The organism is Sphingomonas eleionomae (genome assembly GCF_049889035.1).
Classification (GTDB): domain Bacteria; phylum Pseudomonadota; class Alphaproteobacteria; order Sphingomonadales; family Sphingomonadaceae; genus Sphingomonas.
This window is the reverse complement of the sequence record NZ_JBLTWP010000001.1, coordinates 871559-889262: the sequence shown is the minus strand read 5'-3', so window position 1 is coordinate 889262 and position 17704 is coordinate 871559. Positions and strand designations below refer to the sequence as shown.

Annotated in this window: 13 protein-coding genes; 6 read left to right on the top strand and 7 right to left on the bottom strand. The window is 65.9% G+C overall.

Going from position 1 to position 17704, the window contains the following annotated elements; genetic code table 11:
- The first annotated feature begins 30 nt into the window (after nucleotides 1-30).
- The 5 genes from ACNI3Q_RS04025 (at nucleotide 31) to nadA (ending at nucleotide 4919) form a co-directional block, all read left to right on the top strand.
- Nucleotides 31-399: a BlaI/MecI/CopY family transcriptional regulator gene (locus tag ACNI3Q_RS04025; protein ID WP_426274116.1), complete on the top strand. Its 369-nt coding sequence runs from the start codon at nucleotides 31-33 to the stop codon at nucleotides 397-399.
- Nucleotides 396-2090 carry a M56 family metallopeptidase gene (locus ACNI3Q_RS04020; RefSeq protein WP_426274115.1) on the top strand — a complete coding sequence of 565 codons (1695 nt, stop codon included), beginning with the start codon at nucleotides 396-398 and terminating at the stop codon, nucleotides 2088-2090. Before ACNI3Q_RS04025 ends, ACNI3Q_RS04020 begins: the two co-directional genes overlap by 4 nt.
- Before the next feature lie 183 nt (nucleotides 2091-2273).
- Entirely contained in the window at nucleotides 2274-3131 is an 858-nt protein-coding gene (locus tag ACNI3Q_RS04015; protein ID WP_426274114.1) for an MBL fold metallo-hydrolase, read from the top strand.
- Nucleotides 3128-3841 (top strand): DUF4230 domain-containing protein, encoded by a 714-nt coding sequence (locus ACNI3Q_RS04010; protein WP_426274113.1) that lies wholly within the window; start codon nucleotides 3128-3130, stop codon nucleotides 3839-3841. Before ACNI3Q_RS04015 ends, ACNI3Q_RS04010 begins: the two co-directional genes overlap by 4 nt.
- A 79-nt stretch (nucleotides 3842-3920) precedes the next feature.
- Nucleotides 3921-4919 carry a quinolinate synthase NadA gene (gene nadA, locus ACNI3Q_RS04005; RefSeq protein WP_426274112.1) on the top strand — a complete coding sequence of 333 codons (999 nt, stop codon included), beginning with the start codon at nucleotides 3921-3923 and terminating at the stop codon, nucleotides 4917-4919.
- Between the two features lie 6 nt (nucleotides 4920-4925).
- Here the strand turns inward: nadA and ACNI3Q_RS04000 are convergent, their stop codons facing one another.
- From ACNI3Q_RS04000 to ACNI3Q_RS03975, 6 genes are all read right to left on the bottom strand, one after another.
- Nucleotides 4926-6449, bottom strand: coding sequence for a tryptophan halogenase family protein (locus tag ACNI3Q_RS04000; protein WP_426274111.1), 1524 nt, complete (start codon nucleotides 6447-6449; stop codon nucleotides 4926-4928).
- The gene (locus tag ACNI3Q_RS03995) at nucleotides 6446-7393 is read right to left on the bottom strand and encodes an alpha/beta hydrolase (protein ID WP_426274110.1); all 948 of its coding nucleotides are present in this window, start codon (nucleotides 7391-7393) and stop codon (nucleotides 6446-6448) included. Before ACNI3Q_RS03995 ends, ACNI3Q_RS04000 begins: the two co-directional genes overlap by 4 nt.
- 24 nt (nucleotides 7394-7417) lie before the next feature.
- A complete protein-coding gene (locus tag ACNI3Q_RS03990; RefSeq protein ID WP_426274209.1) occupies nucleotides 7418-9025 on the bottom strand; it encodes an alpha-amylase family glycosyl hydrolase in 1608 nt (535 codons plus the stop codon).
- Between the two features lie 11 nt (nucleotides 9026-9036).
- Nucleotides 9037-10833 (bottom strand): alpha-amylase family glycosyl hydrolase, encoded by a 1797-nt coding sequence (locus tag ACNI3Q_RS03985; protein WP_426274207.1) that lies wholly within the window; start codon nucleotides 10831-10833, stop codon nucleotides 9037-9039.
- 17 nt (nucleotides 10834-10850) lie between these two features.
- On the bottom strand, nucleotides 10851-12320 hold the full coding sequence (locus ACNI3Q_RS03980; protein ID WP_426274205.1) for a tryptophan halogenase family protein: 1470 nt from the start codon (nucleotides 12318-12320) through the stop codon (nucleotides 10851-10853).
- Nucleotides 12321-12451: 131 nt separating this feature from the next.
- Complete coding sequence (locus tag ACNI3Q_RS03975; RefSeq protein WP_426274109.1) at nucleotides 12452-15307, bottom strand: TonB-dependent receptor; 2856 nt, start codon at nucleotides 15305-15307, stop codon at nucleotides 12452-12454.
- A gap of 284 nt (nucleotides 15308-15591) precedes the next feature.
- Between ACNI3Q_RS03975 and ACNI3Q_RS03970 the strand changes: the two genes are divergently transcribed.
- Nucleotides 15592-16620 (top strand): LacI family DNA-binding transcriptional regulator, encoded by a 1029-nt coding sequence (locus ACNI3Q_RS03970; protein ID WP_426274108.1) that lies wholly within the window; start codon nucleotides 15592-15594, stop codon nucleotides 16618-16620.
- Between the two features lie 28 nt (nucleotides 16621-16648).
- Here the strand turns inward: ACNI3Q_RS03970 and ACNI3Q_RS03965 are convergent, their stop codons facing one another.
- Entirely contained in the window at nucleotides 16649-17593 is a 945-nt protein-coding gene (locus ACNI3Q_RS03965) for a DUF808 domain-containing protein (protein WP_426274107.1), read from the bottom strand.
- Between the last annotated feature and the right edge of the window lie 111 nt (nucleotides 17594-17704).

The following is a 17704-nucleotide window of genomic DNA, read 5'->3' as shown; positions in this document are numbered from 1 at the left end:
AGTCGTGGGTTTGTTCATTGGGGAGTCGTAATGTCGGAACGGATCAGCGATGCCGAACATGCGGTGATGGAGGTCCTGTGGGAGGACAGCCCGCTGACGGCACAGGAAGTGGTGGAGCGCATTCCGGCGGAACGCGACTGGAGCGCGAACACCGTCAAGACGCTGCTCGGCCGCCTGCTTGCGAAGAATATCATTGCGCATGAAGAGGATGGCCGCCGCTATCGCTATCGCCCGCTGGTGGCGCGCGAGGATTATGTGGACGGCGAATCCCGCCGCCTGATGGACCGCCTGTTCGGCGGGCGTCTGACCCCGCTGGTCGCTCATATGGCAGAGCGCGATGCCCTGACCGCGGATGACATTGCCGAGATCGAGGCCCTGCTGCGGGAGCTGAAGCAATGATCGGCTGGGCGGTGGAAACGCTGGTGGCGACGACGCTGCTGATGCTGCTGGTCCTGGCGATCCGGGGGCCGGTGCGGGCGCGGTTCGGACCGCATATCGCCTATGCGCTATGGTCGATCCCGCTGGCGCGCATGGTGCTGCCGCCGCTGCCCGGCGACTGGCAGTGGAGTGCGCTGTTCGCCCCGGCGGTAGAGCGCATGCGCGCAGCGGAGGTCGTGGCGGGCGCGCTGGATCCGTCCGCGCTGCCGGCTGACCTCACCGACCGGGCGATCCCGCTCGCTTTGGCGGGGGACGGCGTGCCGATCGCCCTGGTGCCGCCGACGCTTGTCACGGACGGCGCCCCGGTCGCTGCGCTGCTGATCGCACTGTGGATCGTCGGCGGTATCGCGTTCCTTGGCTATCATCTGGCGGCGCATGCCCTGTTCGTCGCGCGGCTTCAGCGCAGTGCGCGGCTACGATCGGTCGTTGCCGATGGGACGGTCCGGGTTATCGAAACGGACGAGACCACCGGCCCGCTCGCCTTTGGCATCTGGCGAAAGACGATCGCCTTTCCCAGCGATTTCGGGGAACGCTATGACGAACAGGAACGCGCCCTCGCGCTGGCGCATGAGCTTGGCCATCACGCGCGCGGCGATCTGATCGCCAACTGGGCGGCGCTCGCGATGCTTGCCCTTCACTGGTTCAATCCGGTCGCGTGGCGGGCATATCGCGCCTTTCGCGCTGATCAGGAACTGGCCTGCGATGCCCTGGTGCTCGCCGGTCGACCCCAATCGCTGCGGCACGCTTATGGCCGTGCGATCGTCAAGAGCGCGCATGGGGGCGCGGTCTCGGCGGCCTGTCATCTGCATACGATAAACGACCTCAAAGGGAGGCTGAAGATGCTGACTAAACACGAACCGACCCCCCGCAGCCGCGTCGTCGCCGGGGGCATCACCCTGACGGGAATTGCGCTGGCCGGACTTGCGCTGACCGCATCGGGCACCGCCGCCGCCGAAAAAATGCGCGAAGGCGTAGAACGCGCCACCGGCGTCGAACTGGCCGCGATCGACCTGCCTTCCGCCATCGCGCCGCTGGCCCCGGTTGCACCGGTTCAGACCGCGGCCCCCGGACCGGCGCCTGTCGCCGAACCCGCCACTCCGCAGGCACCGGACAAGCCAGCGTCGGCGGACGGCGAAGGGAAGCAGCCGGTCAAGATCATTCGCTTCAAAAAGGGGGACAATCTGGTCCTCAGCGTCGATCGCGTCCTGGACCAGAAGGAACTGGACCGGCTGGTAGCCGAAGCGAAGCTGTCGCGGGAGGATGCCGAGCGGCTGGCCCGGATGCCCGAAATCCAGATCCCCGAAATCCGCGAGGGCAAGTGCGGCAAGGGCGACGGGATGATGGTACAGCGGAAGGATGACAAGGCGGGTGGCAAGTCGGTTACCGTCATCTGCACCGACCGGATCGAGGCAATGACCCTGAACGCCACCAAACTTGCCGATGTCGCCATGGCTGATGCCAATGGTGCGCGGGTGCTGGCGCTGCGCTCGCGGACCATGGGCCTCAGCAGCGCGATGATGGGCCTGCGCCATGCCCGCAAGTCGATCGAGATGCAGGACAGCCTGTCCGCCGATCAGAAGCGCGAGGCGCTGGCCGGGATCGATCAAGCGATCCGCGAGATCGCACAGGAACAGCAGTCGCCGGAGGAGTAAGCCCCCGGCCATTGCCGTCGACCCCTGGGGAGGGGCGGGGCCGGAGCGGAAGTTAACCCCAGATTGCTTCCGGCCGGTTCCGGCGGGGCCGTCCCGATCCTTCGCGGGGCGGCCCCGTTCGTCACCGGCCCGCGTGCGCCATCCGCTCTTGCCTCACCGGGTGGCCATGGCCATGTCCTGTCCATGACTGTTCCCCCCACCGGCATCGCGATGCGGATCGATCCGCTGGTCCTGCGCGTGCTGGCGCCCAATCCGTCGCCTTATACCTATACGGGGACGCAGACCTATCTGGTCGTCGGCGATGCCGATGCGGCGGTGATCGATCCCGGCCCGGACGATCCCGCCCATCTGGACGCCATCTTGGCGGCCCTGGGGACCCGGCGGCTGGCGGCGATCCTGTGCACCCACACCCACCGCGACCACAGCCCGGCCAGCCGGCCGCTCAGGGCCGCGACTGGCGCGCCGATCATCGGCTGCGCACCGTTGTCGATCGACGATGCGGGGCCGCGCGCCGATGCCGCGTTCGACCGCGACTATGCCCCCGACCGCGTGCTGGCAGAGGGCGATCAGGTCGCGGGAACCGGCTGGACGCTGACGGCACTGGCAACGCCCGGCCATACGTCGAACCATCTGTGCTTTGCGCTGGAACAATCGGGCGCGTTGTTCACCGGCGATCACGTCATGGGATGGTCGACCAGCGTCGTTGCGCCGCCCGACGGGGACATGGGCGATTATCTGGTCAGCCTGGAACGGCTGATGGCGCGGGACGACCGCGTCTATTATCCCGCGCATGGCGATCCCATCGAACGGCCGCAACGATTCGTGCGCGGCCTGCTCGGCCATCGCAAGCAGCGGGAGGGGCAGATCCTGCGCCTGCTGGGCGAAGGGGTGGGGGCGATCTCCGCCATGGTGGACCGGATGTATGTCGGCCTTGATCCCCGCCTTGTCGGCGCGGCGCAGCGATCGGTGCTGGCGCATCTGATCGACCTTCAGCGGCGCGGCCTTGTCACCGCGGCGGGGGACGAATGGCGCTTGTCATGACCCGGTCGTTCGCCCGTCAGCCATTGTTGATCGCCATTGCCGTCCTGCTTGCCGCGATCCTTGCGGTGCTGGCCTGGCTGGCATGGCAGCGGCATCAGGAAACCGAAGTGGTCACGCGGGACGAAAGCGGCGTCGCCGTTACCCGCGTCATCACCGCCCGGCTGTCCGGCGCGGGCGAGCTGCGCGTCTCGCGCCTGAACGGCACCATCCAGGCGACGGCAGAGGATGTCCGCTGGGGCGGGGTGCTCCGTTCCCGGCTGGTGACCAAGGCGCCGTACAGCGTCGATTATTTCGTCGATCTTTCCGCGATCCGCCCCGGCGACCTGCAATGGGATGCCGACAGCCGCACGCTGATCGTCAATGCACCCGAAGTCACCGTGGGTACGCCGAATATCGACGAAGGATCGGTGTCGGTATCCGAAGTCGACGGCCTGTTCGTCACCCGTGCGGCGGGGCAGGCGCTGGCCCGCCGCGCCTCCGCCTCCGCCACCAGCGGGGCTGGCGCCGCTGCCCGCTCGCCCGAACGCATGGCACAGGCGCGCGAATATGGCCGGCGCTCTGTCGCCCGCGTGCTGGCAATGCCGCTCGCCGCCACGGGCTATGGCGATGCGCGGGTGGTCGTCACCTTTCCCAACGAACGCCGCATTGATGACGGCGAACGCTGGGACGTGACCCGCCCGGTGGACGAGGTGCTGGCCAACCGCGGCTGACGTTCCGCTCCGCCCATGGCTTGAACCCCGCGCTCATCCGGGCCATGTGGGCGGCGACCATGCGAGGAGGGACTTCCCAATGAACGCGCCGACCCTGCCGACGGGCACCGATCTGCTGGACGAGATCATGCGCCTCAAGCGAGAGCGCAACGCCGTCATCCTCGCCCATTATTATCAGAAGCCGGAGATTCAGGATCTGGCCGATTTCGTCGGCGATTCTCTCGATCTCAGCCGAAAGGCGGCGGATACGGACGCGGATGTCATCGCGTTCTGCGGCGTGCGCTTCATGGCCGAAACCGCCAAGATCCTGTCGCCCGAAAAGATCGTGGTGCTGCCCGACATGGACGCCGGCTGTTCGCTGGAGGACAGCTGCCCCCCGTCGCAGTTCGCGGCGTTCCGGGCGCAGCATCCCGATCACATCGCGCTCACTTACATCAACTGTTCGGCGGCGGTGAAGGCATTGTCCGACATCATCGTCACCAGCTCTTCGGCCGAAAAGATCCTGAGCCAGATTCCAAAGGATCAGAAGATCATCTTTGGCCCTGACCGCCATCTGGGCGGGTACATCAATCGCAAGATGGGCCGCGAAATGCTGCTGTGGCCGGGCGTCTGTATCGTGCATGAGGCGTTCAGCGAAACCGAGCTGCTGAAACTGAAGGCGCAGCATCCCGGCGCGCCCGTCGCCGCGCACCCGGAATGTCCGCCGCATATCCTGGACCATGCCGATTATGTCGGTTCGACCAGCGGCATCCTTGCGTTTGCGCAGAATTTCCCCGGCGACACGCTGATCGTCGCGACCGAACCGCACATCATCCATCAGATGGAAAAGGCGCTGCCCGAAAAGAATTTCATCGGTGCGCCGGGCGCGGACGGCAACTGCAACTGCAACATCTGCCCGTACATGGCGCTGAACACGATGGAAAAGCTGTATCTGGCGCTGCGCGATCTTCAGCCGCGGATCGAGATCGAGGAGGGCCTGCGGATCAAGGCCAAGCGCAGCCTCGACCGGATGCTGGCCATGGCCGGCGGCACCGTTGGTCTGGGCGACCTGGGTCCGCTGGCGATCGACGGGAATTGATCCCCGTCATTGCGGGCGCAGCGATGCGCTGACCAGGTGCTGGGCCTGCGCCAGTGCCGCCCGATGCGGCGGAAAATTGCTGCCACACGCGGCGATGAACCGGCGCACCTCCGCCACGTCCCGCATCCGCGTTTCGGCGGGCCGCAACCGGGCGGGAAAGGTTCCGTATCCGGCCATCAGGGCGTGCCAGCTCATCGGCGTATAGTACCGCGCAATGCCCAGCCGCTCGACGGTGGCGGCAACATCGCCTTGCGTGAACCAGGCGGTCATCACCTGCTTCAGCGGATCGGATAGCGCCTCCATCCCCGCCGCATCGGTCCAGTAACCGGATGCCTGCTGCCGGTTCATCTGGTAATGCGCCACAATGTAATCCCGGATGCCCTCGTACCGCGCATTGATCGTGCGGTTGAACGTGTCGCGGTGGCGGGGGGTAAAGCCGCCATCCCAATAGGTCTGGATGAACGCCTCCAGCGTCGCCTGCACGATATGCAGCGCCGTTGCCTCCAGCGGCTCCAGAAACCCCTGCGACAGACCGACGGCCAGGCTGTTGGAAACCCAGCTATCGGCGACCCGGCCGACCTTCATGTCGAGGAACCGGACCGGCTGATCGTCGGGCAGGTCGAGGTGACGGCGAAACTCCGCCTCGGCCGCTTCCTTGTCGATATAGCGGCTGGAATGGACATAGCCGTTGCCGACCCGGCTGGTCAGCGGAATGCGCCATACCCAGCCTGCGGACAGCGCCGTCGCCTCGGTCTGCGGCGCAATCTCTCCGTCGGGCAGGGGGGTGGGGGCGACCACGGCCCGGTCGTTGAACAGATTGTCGGCGAACGGCAGGAACGGCACGCCCAGCGCCTGTTGATGGATCAGGCTGCGAAAGCCGGAACAGTCGATGAAAAAGTCCCCGGCCAGCCGTTCCCCGCCATCCAGGATCAGCGCGGCGACCGTCCCTTCGCCCGTCACCTCGACCCGGTCGACCGTGCGTGACAGGTGCATGGCGCCCATCGCCGTCGCCCGTCCGCGCAGGAACGTCCCCACCTTGTGCGCGTCGAAATGATATCCGTATCCGATGCGGAACGGGAAATGACCGGGTGCGATCGGTGCGCGGCCATGGGCGGCCAGCCACGCGGCCAGATACCAGTCGTCGGGATGGGCCGGTACATCCTCTCCGCGCCGGCGCGCGGCACAGGCGGCAAGGAAATCCGGTTCGCTATGCCGGTCGATTTCGGTGGGGAAGGGGTGGAAATAGCTGGCCGGGCCGTCATTGCCGCCCCATCCGTTGAACCGGATCCCGGTCTTGTACGTCGAATCGCACGCCGGCATCCATTCGCGTTCGGCGATGCCCAGCGTATCGAAAAAATGCTTGAGGTGCGGCGTCGATCCCTCGCCCACGCCGATGATGCCGATGTCCGGGCTTTCCACCACGGTCACGGCAACCCTGCGCCCGTGCCCGTGATGCGCGATCAGGCACGCCGCCATCCACCCGGCCGTGCCGCCGCCCAGGATGACGACATGGTGCGCCGTCCCGCTCACCCGTCATCGCTCCACAGCCACGCCATCACCTCGTCCAGCCGCTCGGCCCAGGCCCGCTCGTCATGTTCGGTCCCGTGATAAACTTCGGCCCGGAAATCCCTGCCCTGGCGCCACCCTGCGGCCGTCAGGCTTTCGACCCCGCGATCGAAGTAAGGGCCGTAATACTGGTCCAGCGTTGCCGTGCCCCGATCGATCCACAGCCGCCGCCCCCTGGGCGCGCCAAGCGTGCGGGTCAGATAGATTTTCCAAAGCGCCTTTATCCCCGCGCCTTCGGGATTCATCCTGCGCGGATCGCCCATCGGCCAGTGGATCGACAGCGCCCCGGCCCGGCCGAACACGCGCGGATATTTGGCCAGCGCCTCGACCGAAATCAGGCCGCCCATGCTCGACCCCATGATCGCGGTATCCGACGGGCCGGGCAGGGTGCGGTAATTCCGGTCCACCCACGGCTTCAGCTCGCTGGTCAGGTAGCGGAGATACCCCGCCGAAACGACGGGTTTGCTGTCGGCACTGCGCACCATCTCGGCCCGTTCGTGCCCCTTGGCCGCACGATACAGGCTGTCGGGCAGATAGGTGCGATACCGGTCGCCCTCCGCATTCCACGTACCGACGATGATGAACGGCTTTGCCGCGCCCTCGTCGATCAGCCGCTGGGCCGTGACATCGGCGCCCCACACCTTGCCATATCCCGACAGCTTGGGATCGAACAGGTTCTGGCCGTCGGGCATGTACAGCACGCGATAGCGGGTGCGGGCCGCGGGATAGCCACGCGGCAACCAGATGGTCAGGCGGGGGGATGCGGTGTGCCGCGATGCGATCGGCTGTACCTGCACCAGCGTGCCGTTGCGATCCGCAGGGCGGATGGCGGCAACATCCTGTGCACCGACCGGCCCGGCGATGGTCAGCATCGCCGCCGCACCCAGGCATAGCATCCCGCGCACCATCGCCCCGTCCTTCCCTCCGATTGCCTACCGGTCGGATTCTATGACGATCGCACCATGGGCTGGCAATTCGTTCGCCGTCGCCCCGTTCACTGCCATGGCGATCCGGCCATTGCCGCCGGTCCACGTCATCGCCTGGTCGGTCAGGTTGAACGCACATCGCATCCGCTGCGCACCCAGCGTCCGTTCGAACACGATATGCCCGGCCGACGCCTCGATCACCGTCATCTCGCCCCAGCGCAGCGCCGGGTGCCCGTTGCGCAGCGACAGGGCCGCCCGCGTCTGGGCCAGCATCGACTGGGGATCGCGCTCCTGCCGGTCCACCGCCAGCGCCGGGTGATCCGGGCCAAAGGGCAGCCAAGGCCGTGCGCCCGAAAAGCCATGGCCGGGCGTGTCCGCTTCCCACACCATCGGCGTGCGCGCGCCGTCGCGGCTCAGCGTCATGGGCCAGTTGGCGATGGCTTCGGGATCGCGCAGATCCTCCTGCGCGATATCCACCTGGGTCAGGCCCAGCTCCTCGCCATTATAAAGGAAGATATTGCCGCGCAGGCACGCCAGCAGCGTCGTTTTCATCCGCCCAAAGGCTGCGGCCTGATCAGGCGATGCCCAGCGCGAAATGGCGCGCGGCGCATCGTGATTTTCGAATGCCCAGCTTGGCCAGCCCGTTCCCGGCTGTTCCGGCCACCGGCCCAGCGCCTCGGCAACATGGCTGCCGTCCAGCCGGTCGGCATAGAGGAAGTCGAAACTGTACGCGCTGTTCAGCCGCCGGCCACCGGCAGTGAACGCCTTCATCTCCGGATCGGGGTCCGGCCCGCCCACCTCTGCCACCGTAAAGGTCGCGCCATATTCGTCCAGCACGCCGCGCAGCCGCTCCAGGAACAGCGGGATGTCGGCATGGGACTGGTTATGGATATGCTGCTGGAAATCGAACGGGCGCGTGCGCGGCTTGCCCGTATCCGGCGCGGGCGGATTGTCGCGCAGTTCGGGATCGTGCATCGCAAAGTTGATTGCATCGACGCGGAACCCGTCGACGCCGCGTTCCAGCCAGAACCGCGCCGTGGCCAGCAACGCGTCCTGCACCTCGCGGTTGTGAACGTGCATCTGCGGCTGGCTGGCGAGGAAATTGTGCAGATAATATTGCCCGCGTCGTGCGTCCCATGTCCAGGCGGGGCCGCCGAACACCGATTGCCAGTTGTTGGGCGGGCTGCCATCCGGGCGGGCATCGGCCCACACATACCAGTCCGCCTTGGCATTGGTCCGGCTCGACCGGCTCTCTGCGAACCAGTCATGCTGGTCGCTGGTATGGGAATAGACCTGATCGATGATGACCTTCAGGCCCAGCGCATGGGCGCGGGCGACCAGCGCGTCGAAATCCTCCAGCGTTCCGAAAATCGGATCGACATCGCAATAATCGCTGACGTCATATCCGAAATCCTTCATCGGCGAGGTGAAGAAGGGCGACAGCCAGATCGCATCCACGCCCAGCGACGCGACATGGCCCAGCCGCTGCGTGATGCCCGGCAGGTCGCCGACCCCATCGCCGTTCGAATCCTGAAAGCTGCGGGGATAGATCTGATAGATCGCGGCACCGCGCCACCATTCGTGGGCGGCCTTGGCCGGGGTCATGCCGTTCATGTCGGGCGCGTTCACTTGGTCGCCTCGCAGATCGCATAGCCTAGGGCGGGCAGGGCATAGGCCGCGCTGCCCGGGGCGGTGACGCTGGCGCATGGTCCGTGCTTTGCGGTGAAGCCGCGCGTTGCCGGGTCCACTTCCACATTGCCGCTGACCGGTTTGGTGCCGGTGTTGAACAACAGCAGCGTTTCCGCGCCCGTATCCGGGTCGAACCGCGATACGGCAAACAGCCCCGGTTCCTTGCCATAGGCGCGGACGAGGGTCCTGCCCCGGCGCAGCGCCGCGCTGTCCTTGCGGATCGCCGCCAGCCGGGCAAAGGCGCGGAACAGCGGGTGGCCCGTGTCGAAATTGCTCGCCGCCGTCGTCTTGTCGGTGCCGATCAGGCGATTGTCGTTGTACACGGCGACCTTGCTGGGGAACATGTCCTCGCGCGCGTCCTGATCGATGCCGTCCCCGGCAAAGCCCTGTTCATCGCCCGAATAGATCGTCGGGACCCCGCGCAGGCCGAACATGAACGCATGGGCCAGCTCCACCCGCGCCAGCACCTCGGCATCGCCCGCCTTTGGAAACGCCTTGCGGACATAATGGCCGAACCGGCCGCCATCGTGATTGCCGGTAAAGGTCGGCAGGATATCCGCCCCCTCGGCATACAGTGCATCGCCGTCGAGCAGCCGGACGAACAGGTCGGTACCGCCCTTGCCGGCAATGCTTTCGATCACCGCGCTGCGAAACGCGAAATCGAGCACCGCGGGATAGCGGTCGACATGGGTAAAGCGTGCCAGCCCGCCGGGATTGACCCCATCCAGCGCCACTTCGCCAAAAATGTGGAAATTGGGAATGCCCTTTTCCTTTGCCCGCTGACGCATGGCCGGCACGAACTTCTGCCAGAATTCCGGGTTCACATGGCGGGCGGTATCGATGCGGAACCCGTCAATGCCGAACCGGTCGATCCAGCTGCCGAAAATGTCGATCATCCCCTGAACCACCACGGGGCTTTCGGTCATCAGGTCATCCAGACCGACGAAATCGCCCATGGTCGAGCTTTCATTCTCGAACGTCGTGTTGCCGCGATTGTGATAGTGGATGGGGTCGTTCAGCCATGCGGGCACCTTCACGTTCCGCTCGGCCTGCGGGACATAGGGGGTATAGGCCCATGTCGGTTCGGTCAGCCGGGCGAAATTGCCCGCCGTCATCACCTGGTCCCCCGCAAAGCCGGGGTTGATCGCCTTGCCCTTCACGCCACCCTGCCGGGAATAGGGATAGTCCGCACGGGTGCGGTAGGCGCAATCGCCACATTCGCGGTACTGGATCACATCGGCCGTGTGATTGGCGATGATGTCCATATACACCTTCATGCCCCGGCCATGGGCGGCATCGACCAGCGCCTTGAAATCGGCATTGCTGCCGAAATGCGGGTCGACCTGGGTAAAATCGGTCACCCAATATCCGTGATAACCCGCCGATTCTTGGCCCGGCCCGCCCTGCACGGGTTTGTTCTTGAAAATCGGCGCAACCCAGATCGCCGTCGCGCCCAGTGCCTGGATATAGTGCAGCCGCTGGATCAGCCCTTTCAGGTCGCCGCCATGGTAAAACCCCTTGTGCGCGGGGTCGAACCCATGCGCCATCCGGTCGCCGCTGATGCCGCCCCGGTCGTTCGCCGGGTCGCCATTCTCGAACCGGTCGGGCAACAGGAAATAGATGACCTCATCCTGCGGCAGCCGCTGGCGCAGCGCCCTGGTTTCGGCCGGCGCCGCCTGTTGCGCAAGGGCGATCTGGGGCAGCATCGCTGCGGCGGCGGCAATGCCCGCCATCCATCGGGAAACACGTGTCACGCAAACGCCCTTTCGGTCTGAATTGGGGTGGCGGCGCAATGGGCCGCAACGAAATCGGCATGGGGGGGCAGCGCATCGGCCTGTCGCCGGGCATGAGTTCCGGCCAGTGTCAGAAACTCGGAAAGCTGCGCCTCGCTCAACTGATCGGCCAGCGGGTGATAGCCGCCGGGCAGGATGCCCTGACCCAGCATCACCTGGGTCCAGCCATCCTCGGTAAACAGCTCCTCGTTGAACCGGACGACGCGGCCCGCCTCGCGGAACAGGGCGATCCGCCGGGTCAGGCTGTCGGGAACCGCCATTGCCCGGCACGCGGCCCAGAACTCGCCCGGCCGATTGTTTGCATGGTAATGCAGGATCAGCATATCTCGCACGCTGACGAACTCATGCGCCATCTGCCGGTTGAACGCGTCCCGACGCTCCGCCGCATCCTGTCCACCGGGCAGGAACTGAAGCAGGTGCGCGATGCCCGTCTGGATCAGGTGGATGCTGGTCGATTCCAGCGGCTCCAGAAATCCGCCGGACAGGCCAAGCGCGACGACATTGTGCGACCATGCCCGGTCGCGCATCCCGGTCACGAACTGCAACAGGCGCGGTTCGGCCGTGGCCGGCGCGTCAAGGTTCGCCATCAGCGTTTCGGTCGCCACGGCATCGCTCAGATGGGCGCTGGAATACACCAGGCCATTGCCCGTCCGGTGTTGCAGCGGGATGCGCCATTGCCATCCCGCCTCGCGCGCGGTGGCGCGGGTGAACGGGGTCAGCGGTTCGACCCGCTCGCACGGCACCGCGACCGCCCGGTCACAGGGCAGCCAGTGCCGCCAGTCCTGATAGCCGACGCCCAGCGCCTCGCCGATCAGCAGGCCGCGAAAGCCAGTGCAATCGATGAACAGGTCGCCCGCAACGCGCCGTTCCCTGTCCAGCATCAGCGCGGCGACATCGCCGCCCTCTGCCTGTCGCTCGACGCTGACGATGCGCCCTTCGGTCCGCTCGACACCGCGCGCCTCCGAATAACGACGCAGGAACCGGGCATAGAGGCCGGCATCGAAATGATAGGCATGGGCAAGGCCGATCGGCGGCCCGTCCGCCCGCTGTTCCAGCATGCCGAAGCGATTGGCGGCGGCAGCGAGCGCCGAGGGAGAGAAATCCCAAAAATCGGCCTCGCCACCACCCATGCGATGACGAAGCCAGTAGGGGAGAAATGGAAGAAGGCCCAGCGGCCGCCCGATCGCGCCAAAGGCGTGGATGTAGCTTTCGCCGGGTGCCGACCATCCGTCGAACCGGATGCCCAACTTGAAACTGCCCTGGGTTTCGCGGACGAACTCGGCCTCGTCGATGCCAAGGCCCGCATTGAACGTGCGGATCGGCGGAATGGTCGCCTCGCCCACGCCCACCGTGCCGATCGTTTCGGATTCGATCAGCGTGATGCGCCACTCGCGCCCCAGAAAGCGGGAAAGCGCAGCCGCCGCCATCCACCCGGCCGTGCCGCCACCGGCAATGACGATATGTCGGGCTGGAGTGTCGGTCACGTCGGTTCTCCCGATGATCCTGCCGGCTGCCGGCGGCGGGGGATCATCCCCGCCGCCGACGGCGCGTCCCCCGATCAGAAGCGGAAATTCGCCCCTGCCAGGAACCGGCGGCCATAGGTCTGATAGTTCACCACGGCCCGGTCATCCTCGGGGAAGGTGGTGACGAACGGCTCGTTGGTCAGGTTTTGGCCCTGAACGAACAGGGACAGGCCGGACAGGGCGCTTCCTTCCTGGAAGTCATAGCCGATCTGCGCGTCGAGGATGGTTTCATCCCGCGCTCGGCGACGCTGGCGGACGGCACCGAAGCCCGACAGCTCACCGATGAAGCTCGACCGATACCGGGCGGAAACGCGAGCGTTCAGGCCCCATTTTTCGAAGAACGCGGTGCCATTCGCCACCCACTTCGAATAACCCGGAATATCCTCCGACGGGGCACCCGGCGTCGGGCTGATCTTCGTTTCGGTATAGGAAACGCCGCCCGTCACGCCAAAGCCGTCCAGCGCCTCGGTAAAGACGTTGAAGGGCAGGGTGCCGGCCAGTTCCGCGCCATACAGGTCGCCGCCCTCACCATTGATCGGGCCGTTGATGAAGCCCTGATAGTTGATGATGATGGGATTGCCGTTCTGATCGACGCCCTGCGGCGCAATCGGGAACCCGGTGAAATCGAATGGGATGTCGGCGTTGTAGATATAGGTTTCGAGCTGCTTGTAGAACAGCTGCAGCGCGATGTAGCCGGTCCGCCCGAAATACTTCTCGAACGTCAGATCGGCGGCATTGGCGCGCCACGGCCGCAGTTGGGGATTGCCCGCACCGCCACGCACCGTGCCATAGGTCCGGCCCGGCAACGGGTTGGTGATCCCGCCCAGATCGCCGATGGTCACGCCATAGCTGGTGCTGGCCCGCATATCTTCCAGCCGCGGCCGGATGATCTCGCGGGCCAGGCCCATGCGGATGACGAAATCGCTCGGCGTGCGCAGCGACAGGTTCACGCTGGGCAGCACATCGACATAATCCGCACCCTCGTTCCGCGGCGTGCCCTGCACATTGGGCGATCCGTTCGGATTGGTGCCGATGAACGATGCCGTGGCGCCGCGCGACTTCTGCTCGGCAAAGATCGCCTGGACGCCGAAATTGCCGGTCAGCGTCGATGCACCCACCGGCGCATCCAGATTGCCCTGCAGATAGCTGGTCATCAGCCGTTCCTGAACCCGGAACGCCTTGACGATCACGTCGCCATAGGGGTTGGGCACCAGCTGATAGATGCCGTCGGCCAACAGCCGCGTCGGATCATAGCTGATCATCGGCCCCAGCCCCAGATAGGACAGGTTGGTCGGCGACAGGCGATACTGCTCCGGCACGATCACGCTGGTCAGGCCGTCGGTATTGGCGACCAGGCCCAGGAACGCCTCGTCCGGGGTCAGCTGCTTGCTGCGGTCGGTGTAGTTCAGGCCGAACTGGATGGATCGCAGTGCGCCGTCCATCTCCTTCTCGATCTCGACCCGATACTGGCGCAGCTCGTCCTCGACGATGCGGTTGTTGTAGTACCCGTCCTGGCCGCCCCGGATGCGCCGGCCGTCGACCGCGGTCTGATCGCCGCCCCAGCCAAGCGGGCTGGTCAGCCGGATCAGGTTCCAGTCGGAATAATCAAGCCGCGGGCTGAACACCGTCCCGTCCGGGCTGGTCACGAAACCGATCGTGTCCTGTGCGCCGACGCCCGCGCCGCGGCCCGTGCCGGCGTTCGATTCCAGCACCAGCTCGTTGCGGTCGGTCTTGGACAGCGACAGGTCGACCTGCACGTTCCAGCCGTCATCGCCCTTCCAGCTGTTGTTCCAGCCGAACGAATACAGCTTGGCCTTGCGCTGGAACGCATCGTTGCGAACGACGCCCTCGACATTGGCAAAGCTGCCTTCCTCGACCAGGATGCCGTCGCTGCTGGTGCGCGTGATGGTGAGCGGGTTGCCGTTGAACGCCAGCGGCAATTCGATGCCGCGCTTGATCTGGTTGTCAGAGAAATCCGAATAGAAGGCATCGAACGTGCTGGTGAAATTGGGGCTGGGCCGCCACTGCAACGTGCCCTGCAGGCCAAGCCGGGCCAGTTCGGTCGACGTGACGAACGACTTGGATCCGCCGATGACATAGGGCGGGGCGCCATTCGCGCCCGTGGCCGCATAGCCCCAGGCTTCGAATTCCTGGATCTGATACGGCTCGTTCACATAACTGGCCGACAGCGCGATGCCGATGGTGTCGTTGGCGAACTGGTCGATATAGACGCCGTTGACGCGATAGCCGAACTCCTTCGACCCGGCGTTCAGCTTGCCCAGATCGGCATAGGTGCCACGACCACCAACCGCGATCGTGCGCTTGCCCACATCCAGGGGGCGAACGGTGCGCAGGTCGACCGTGCCGGACAGGCCCTGTCCGACGATCGACGCCATCGGCGTCTTGTATACCAGCACCTGGTTGATCACTTCCGACGGATACTGGTCATATTCCACCGCGCGGTTGTCGCCGGTCGAGGTCTGCTCGCGGCCGTTCAGCAGGGTGGTGGAGAAATCCGGCGCAAAGCCGCGGATCGAGATCGAGTTCGACCGGCCCGAAACGCGCTGCGACGTCAGGCCGGGCAGGCGGGCGATCGATTCGGCAATCGACGCATCGGGCAACCGGCCGATATCTTCCGCCGTGATCGATTCGACGATCTGGTCGCGGTCCTTCTTGGCCGACACAGCGCTCTGCAGCGAGGCGCGGAAACCGACGACGACGATGGACTGGTCCTGCTCGGCCGCTTCGGCCTGCTCGGTCGCCTCATCGGCGGCGGGGGCTGCGTCCTGCGCCAGGGCGGGCGCAGCCGTCAGCGCCAGCGCAAGGGCGCTCGACGTCAGGCACAGCCGGCTGAGGCCAAGCGGGCCGCGCGCGTTGATGGAAACCTTCATGTCTGTCCTCCCCAGGATCCCGGCGGCCCGCTTCGTGTGGCGGTGGTGGTGTCTGTTTCGTCCGCGCAAGGGTGCTGAATTCAAGATCGGGCACCGTGCATCCGATGCCGGCTGAATGCGTTCGCCCCCTTGGCGCGGGCAACAAATGTGCATACGAATACGCCTATGCACTCGTATGCACGGGGGCCAAAGGACAGGCCAGTGCGGCATTTCGGCATCACTGCGGCATACCCGATCTTTGAAATCGGGTGGCGCAAATCTGGGGGAGGGGGCATGGCCTGGCGATGACGGCACCGCGCAAGATCACGAGTTTCGATATCGCCGAACTGGCCGGGGTGTCCCAGCCGACGGTTTCGCGGGCCCTTCGCGGCAGTCCGGCGATCAGCGAGGAGACGCGCAAGCGGATCGAGGCGATTGCCGCCCAGCTGAATTACAAGGTGGACAAGAACGCCTCGAACCTGCGCTCCCAGCATTCGAACACGCTGGCCCTGCTGTTCTTCGAGGATCCCTCGCCCGATGACAGCCAGATCAATCCGTTCTTCCTGTCCATGCTGGGTTCGATCACCCGCGCCTGCGCCCAGCGCGGCTATGACCTGTTGATCTCGTTTCAGCAGTTCAGCACCGACTGGCACAAGGATTATGAGGACAGCCGCAAGGCGGACGGCATCATCCTGCTCGGCTATGGCGATTACGAAACCTATCGCGGGCGGCTGGAACAGCTGGTGGCACAGGGGACGCATTTCGTGCTCTGGGGCTCCAGCCGGGATGGACAGCCGGGCGTGACGATCGGTTCCAACAATTTTCAGGGCGGACATGATGCGACCCGCCACCTGATCGACCGGGGGCGGCGACGGATCGGATTTCTGGGCGATGCCTCCACCCATTATCCGGAATTCTTTGCCCGCTATCGGGGGCATGAGGCCGCGTTGCAGGCCGCTGGGCTGGCCAGCGATCCCGCGCTACAGGCCGATGCCCTGTCGAACGAGGCGGATGGGGAGGCGGCCGCCGCCGCCCTGCTGTCGCGTGGGCTGCCGTTCGACGCGCTGGTCTGTGCCAGTGATCTGATCGCCATCGGAGCGATGCGTACCCTTCAAGCCGCCGGCCGGGACGTGCCGGGCGATGTCGCCATCGTCGGGTTCGACAACATCCCCGCCGCGCGGCTCACCCGTCCTCCGCTGACCAGCGTGGTGCAGGACAGCCGGGCGGCCGGGCGGATGCTGGTCGACACGCTGATCGGCCTGATCCATGGCGAGGCCGTGCAGGATCAGGTGCTGCCCGTGCATCTTGAGGTCCGGCAATCCAGCGGCGGCTGATCCGCTGTGCGGCTTGGCGCGACTGGCGTTAGTGCGCTGCCGCCGCCTTGTCCTTCTTCGGGATCAGGTGCAGCACCCCGACAATCGCGGCACCCAGGATCGCGCCGATGATCCCGCTGCCGATCGCGGTCACCGCCCATTCGACCAGGCCATGCAGAGCGGGCACCGCGCCACCTGCGGCGACGGCCGCGTCGTGGATGACGTGCTCCGGCCAGTCCAGACCGAACTCGGCCAGCCCATGGACGATGATCCCGCCGCCGACCCAGATCATCGCGGCCGTGCCGATCACCGACAGGGTGGAAAGCAGGCGGGGCATCGCCGCCACCAGTCCCCGGCCGAACGCCGCCTGTGCCCCTTTGCCCTTGGCCAGATGAAGGCCGATATCGTCCATCTTCACGATCAGGCCGACCACGCCGTAAACGCCGACCGTCACCGCCGTGCCGACCAGGGCCAGCACGATGGCCTGCTGCCAGATCGGGCTGGCTTCGACATCGGCCAGCGCAATGGCCATGATTTCGGCGGACAGGATGAAATCGGTGCGGATCGCGCCCGTTACCTGACGTTCTTCCAGTTCGGCGGGGTCGGTGATCGCTTCGACGCCCTCTCCGCCATGATGGCCGGACAGCTTGTGTGCCACCTTTTCCGCGCCCTCGAAACACAGATAGGCGCCGCCAATCATCAATAGCGGCGTCAGCAGCCACGGCAGGAACGCGCTGATCACCAGCGCGGCGGGCAACAGGAACAACAGCTTGTTCTTCAGCGATCCCAGCGCAATCTTGCCGATGATCGGCAATTCCCGCTGCGGCGGCAGACCGACGACATAGCCGGGCGTCACCGCCGCATCGTCGATCACCACGCCCACCGTCTTGCTGCCCGCCCGCGCGGCTGCGGCCCCCGCATCGTCGATCGACGTCGCCGCCAGCTTGGTCAGCGTGGCCACATCGTCAAGCAGGGCAATCAGGCCACTGGGCATGGTGCGGGATCCTTTGGGCGTTGGCGGGCGACTGGCACAGCCTTATCGGTGCTCAGCGGCGGCGGCTAGAGCCACATCGGCAAAAATGACGCGGGTGCGGCGCATATCCCG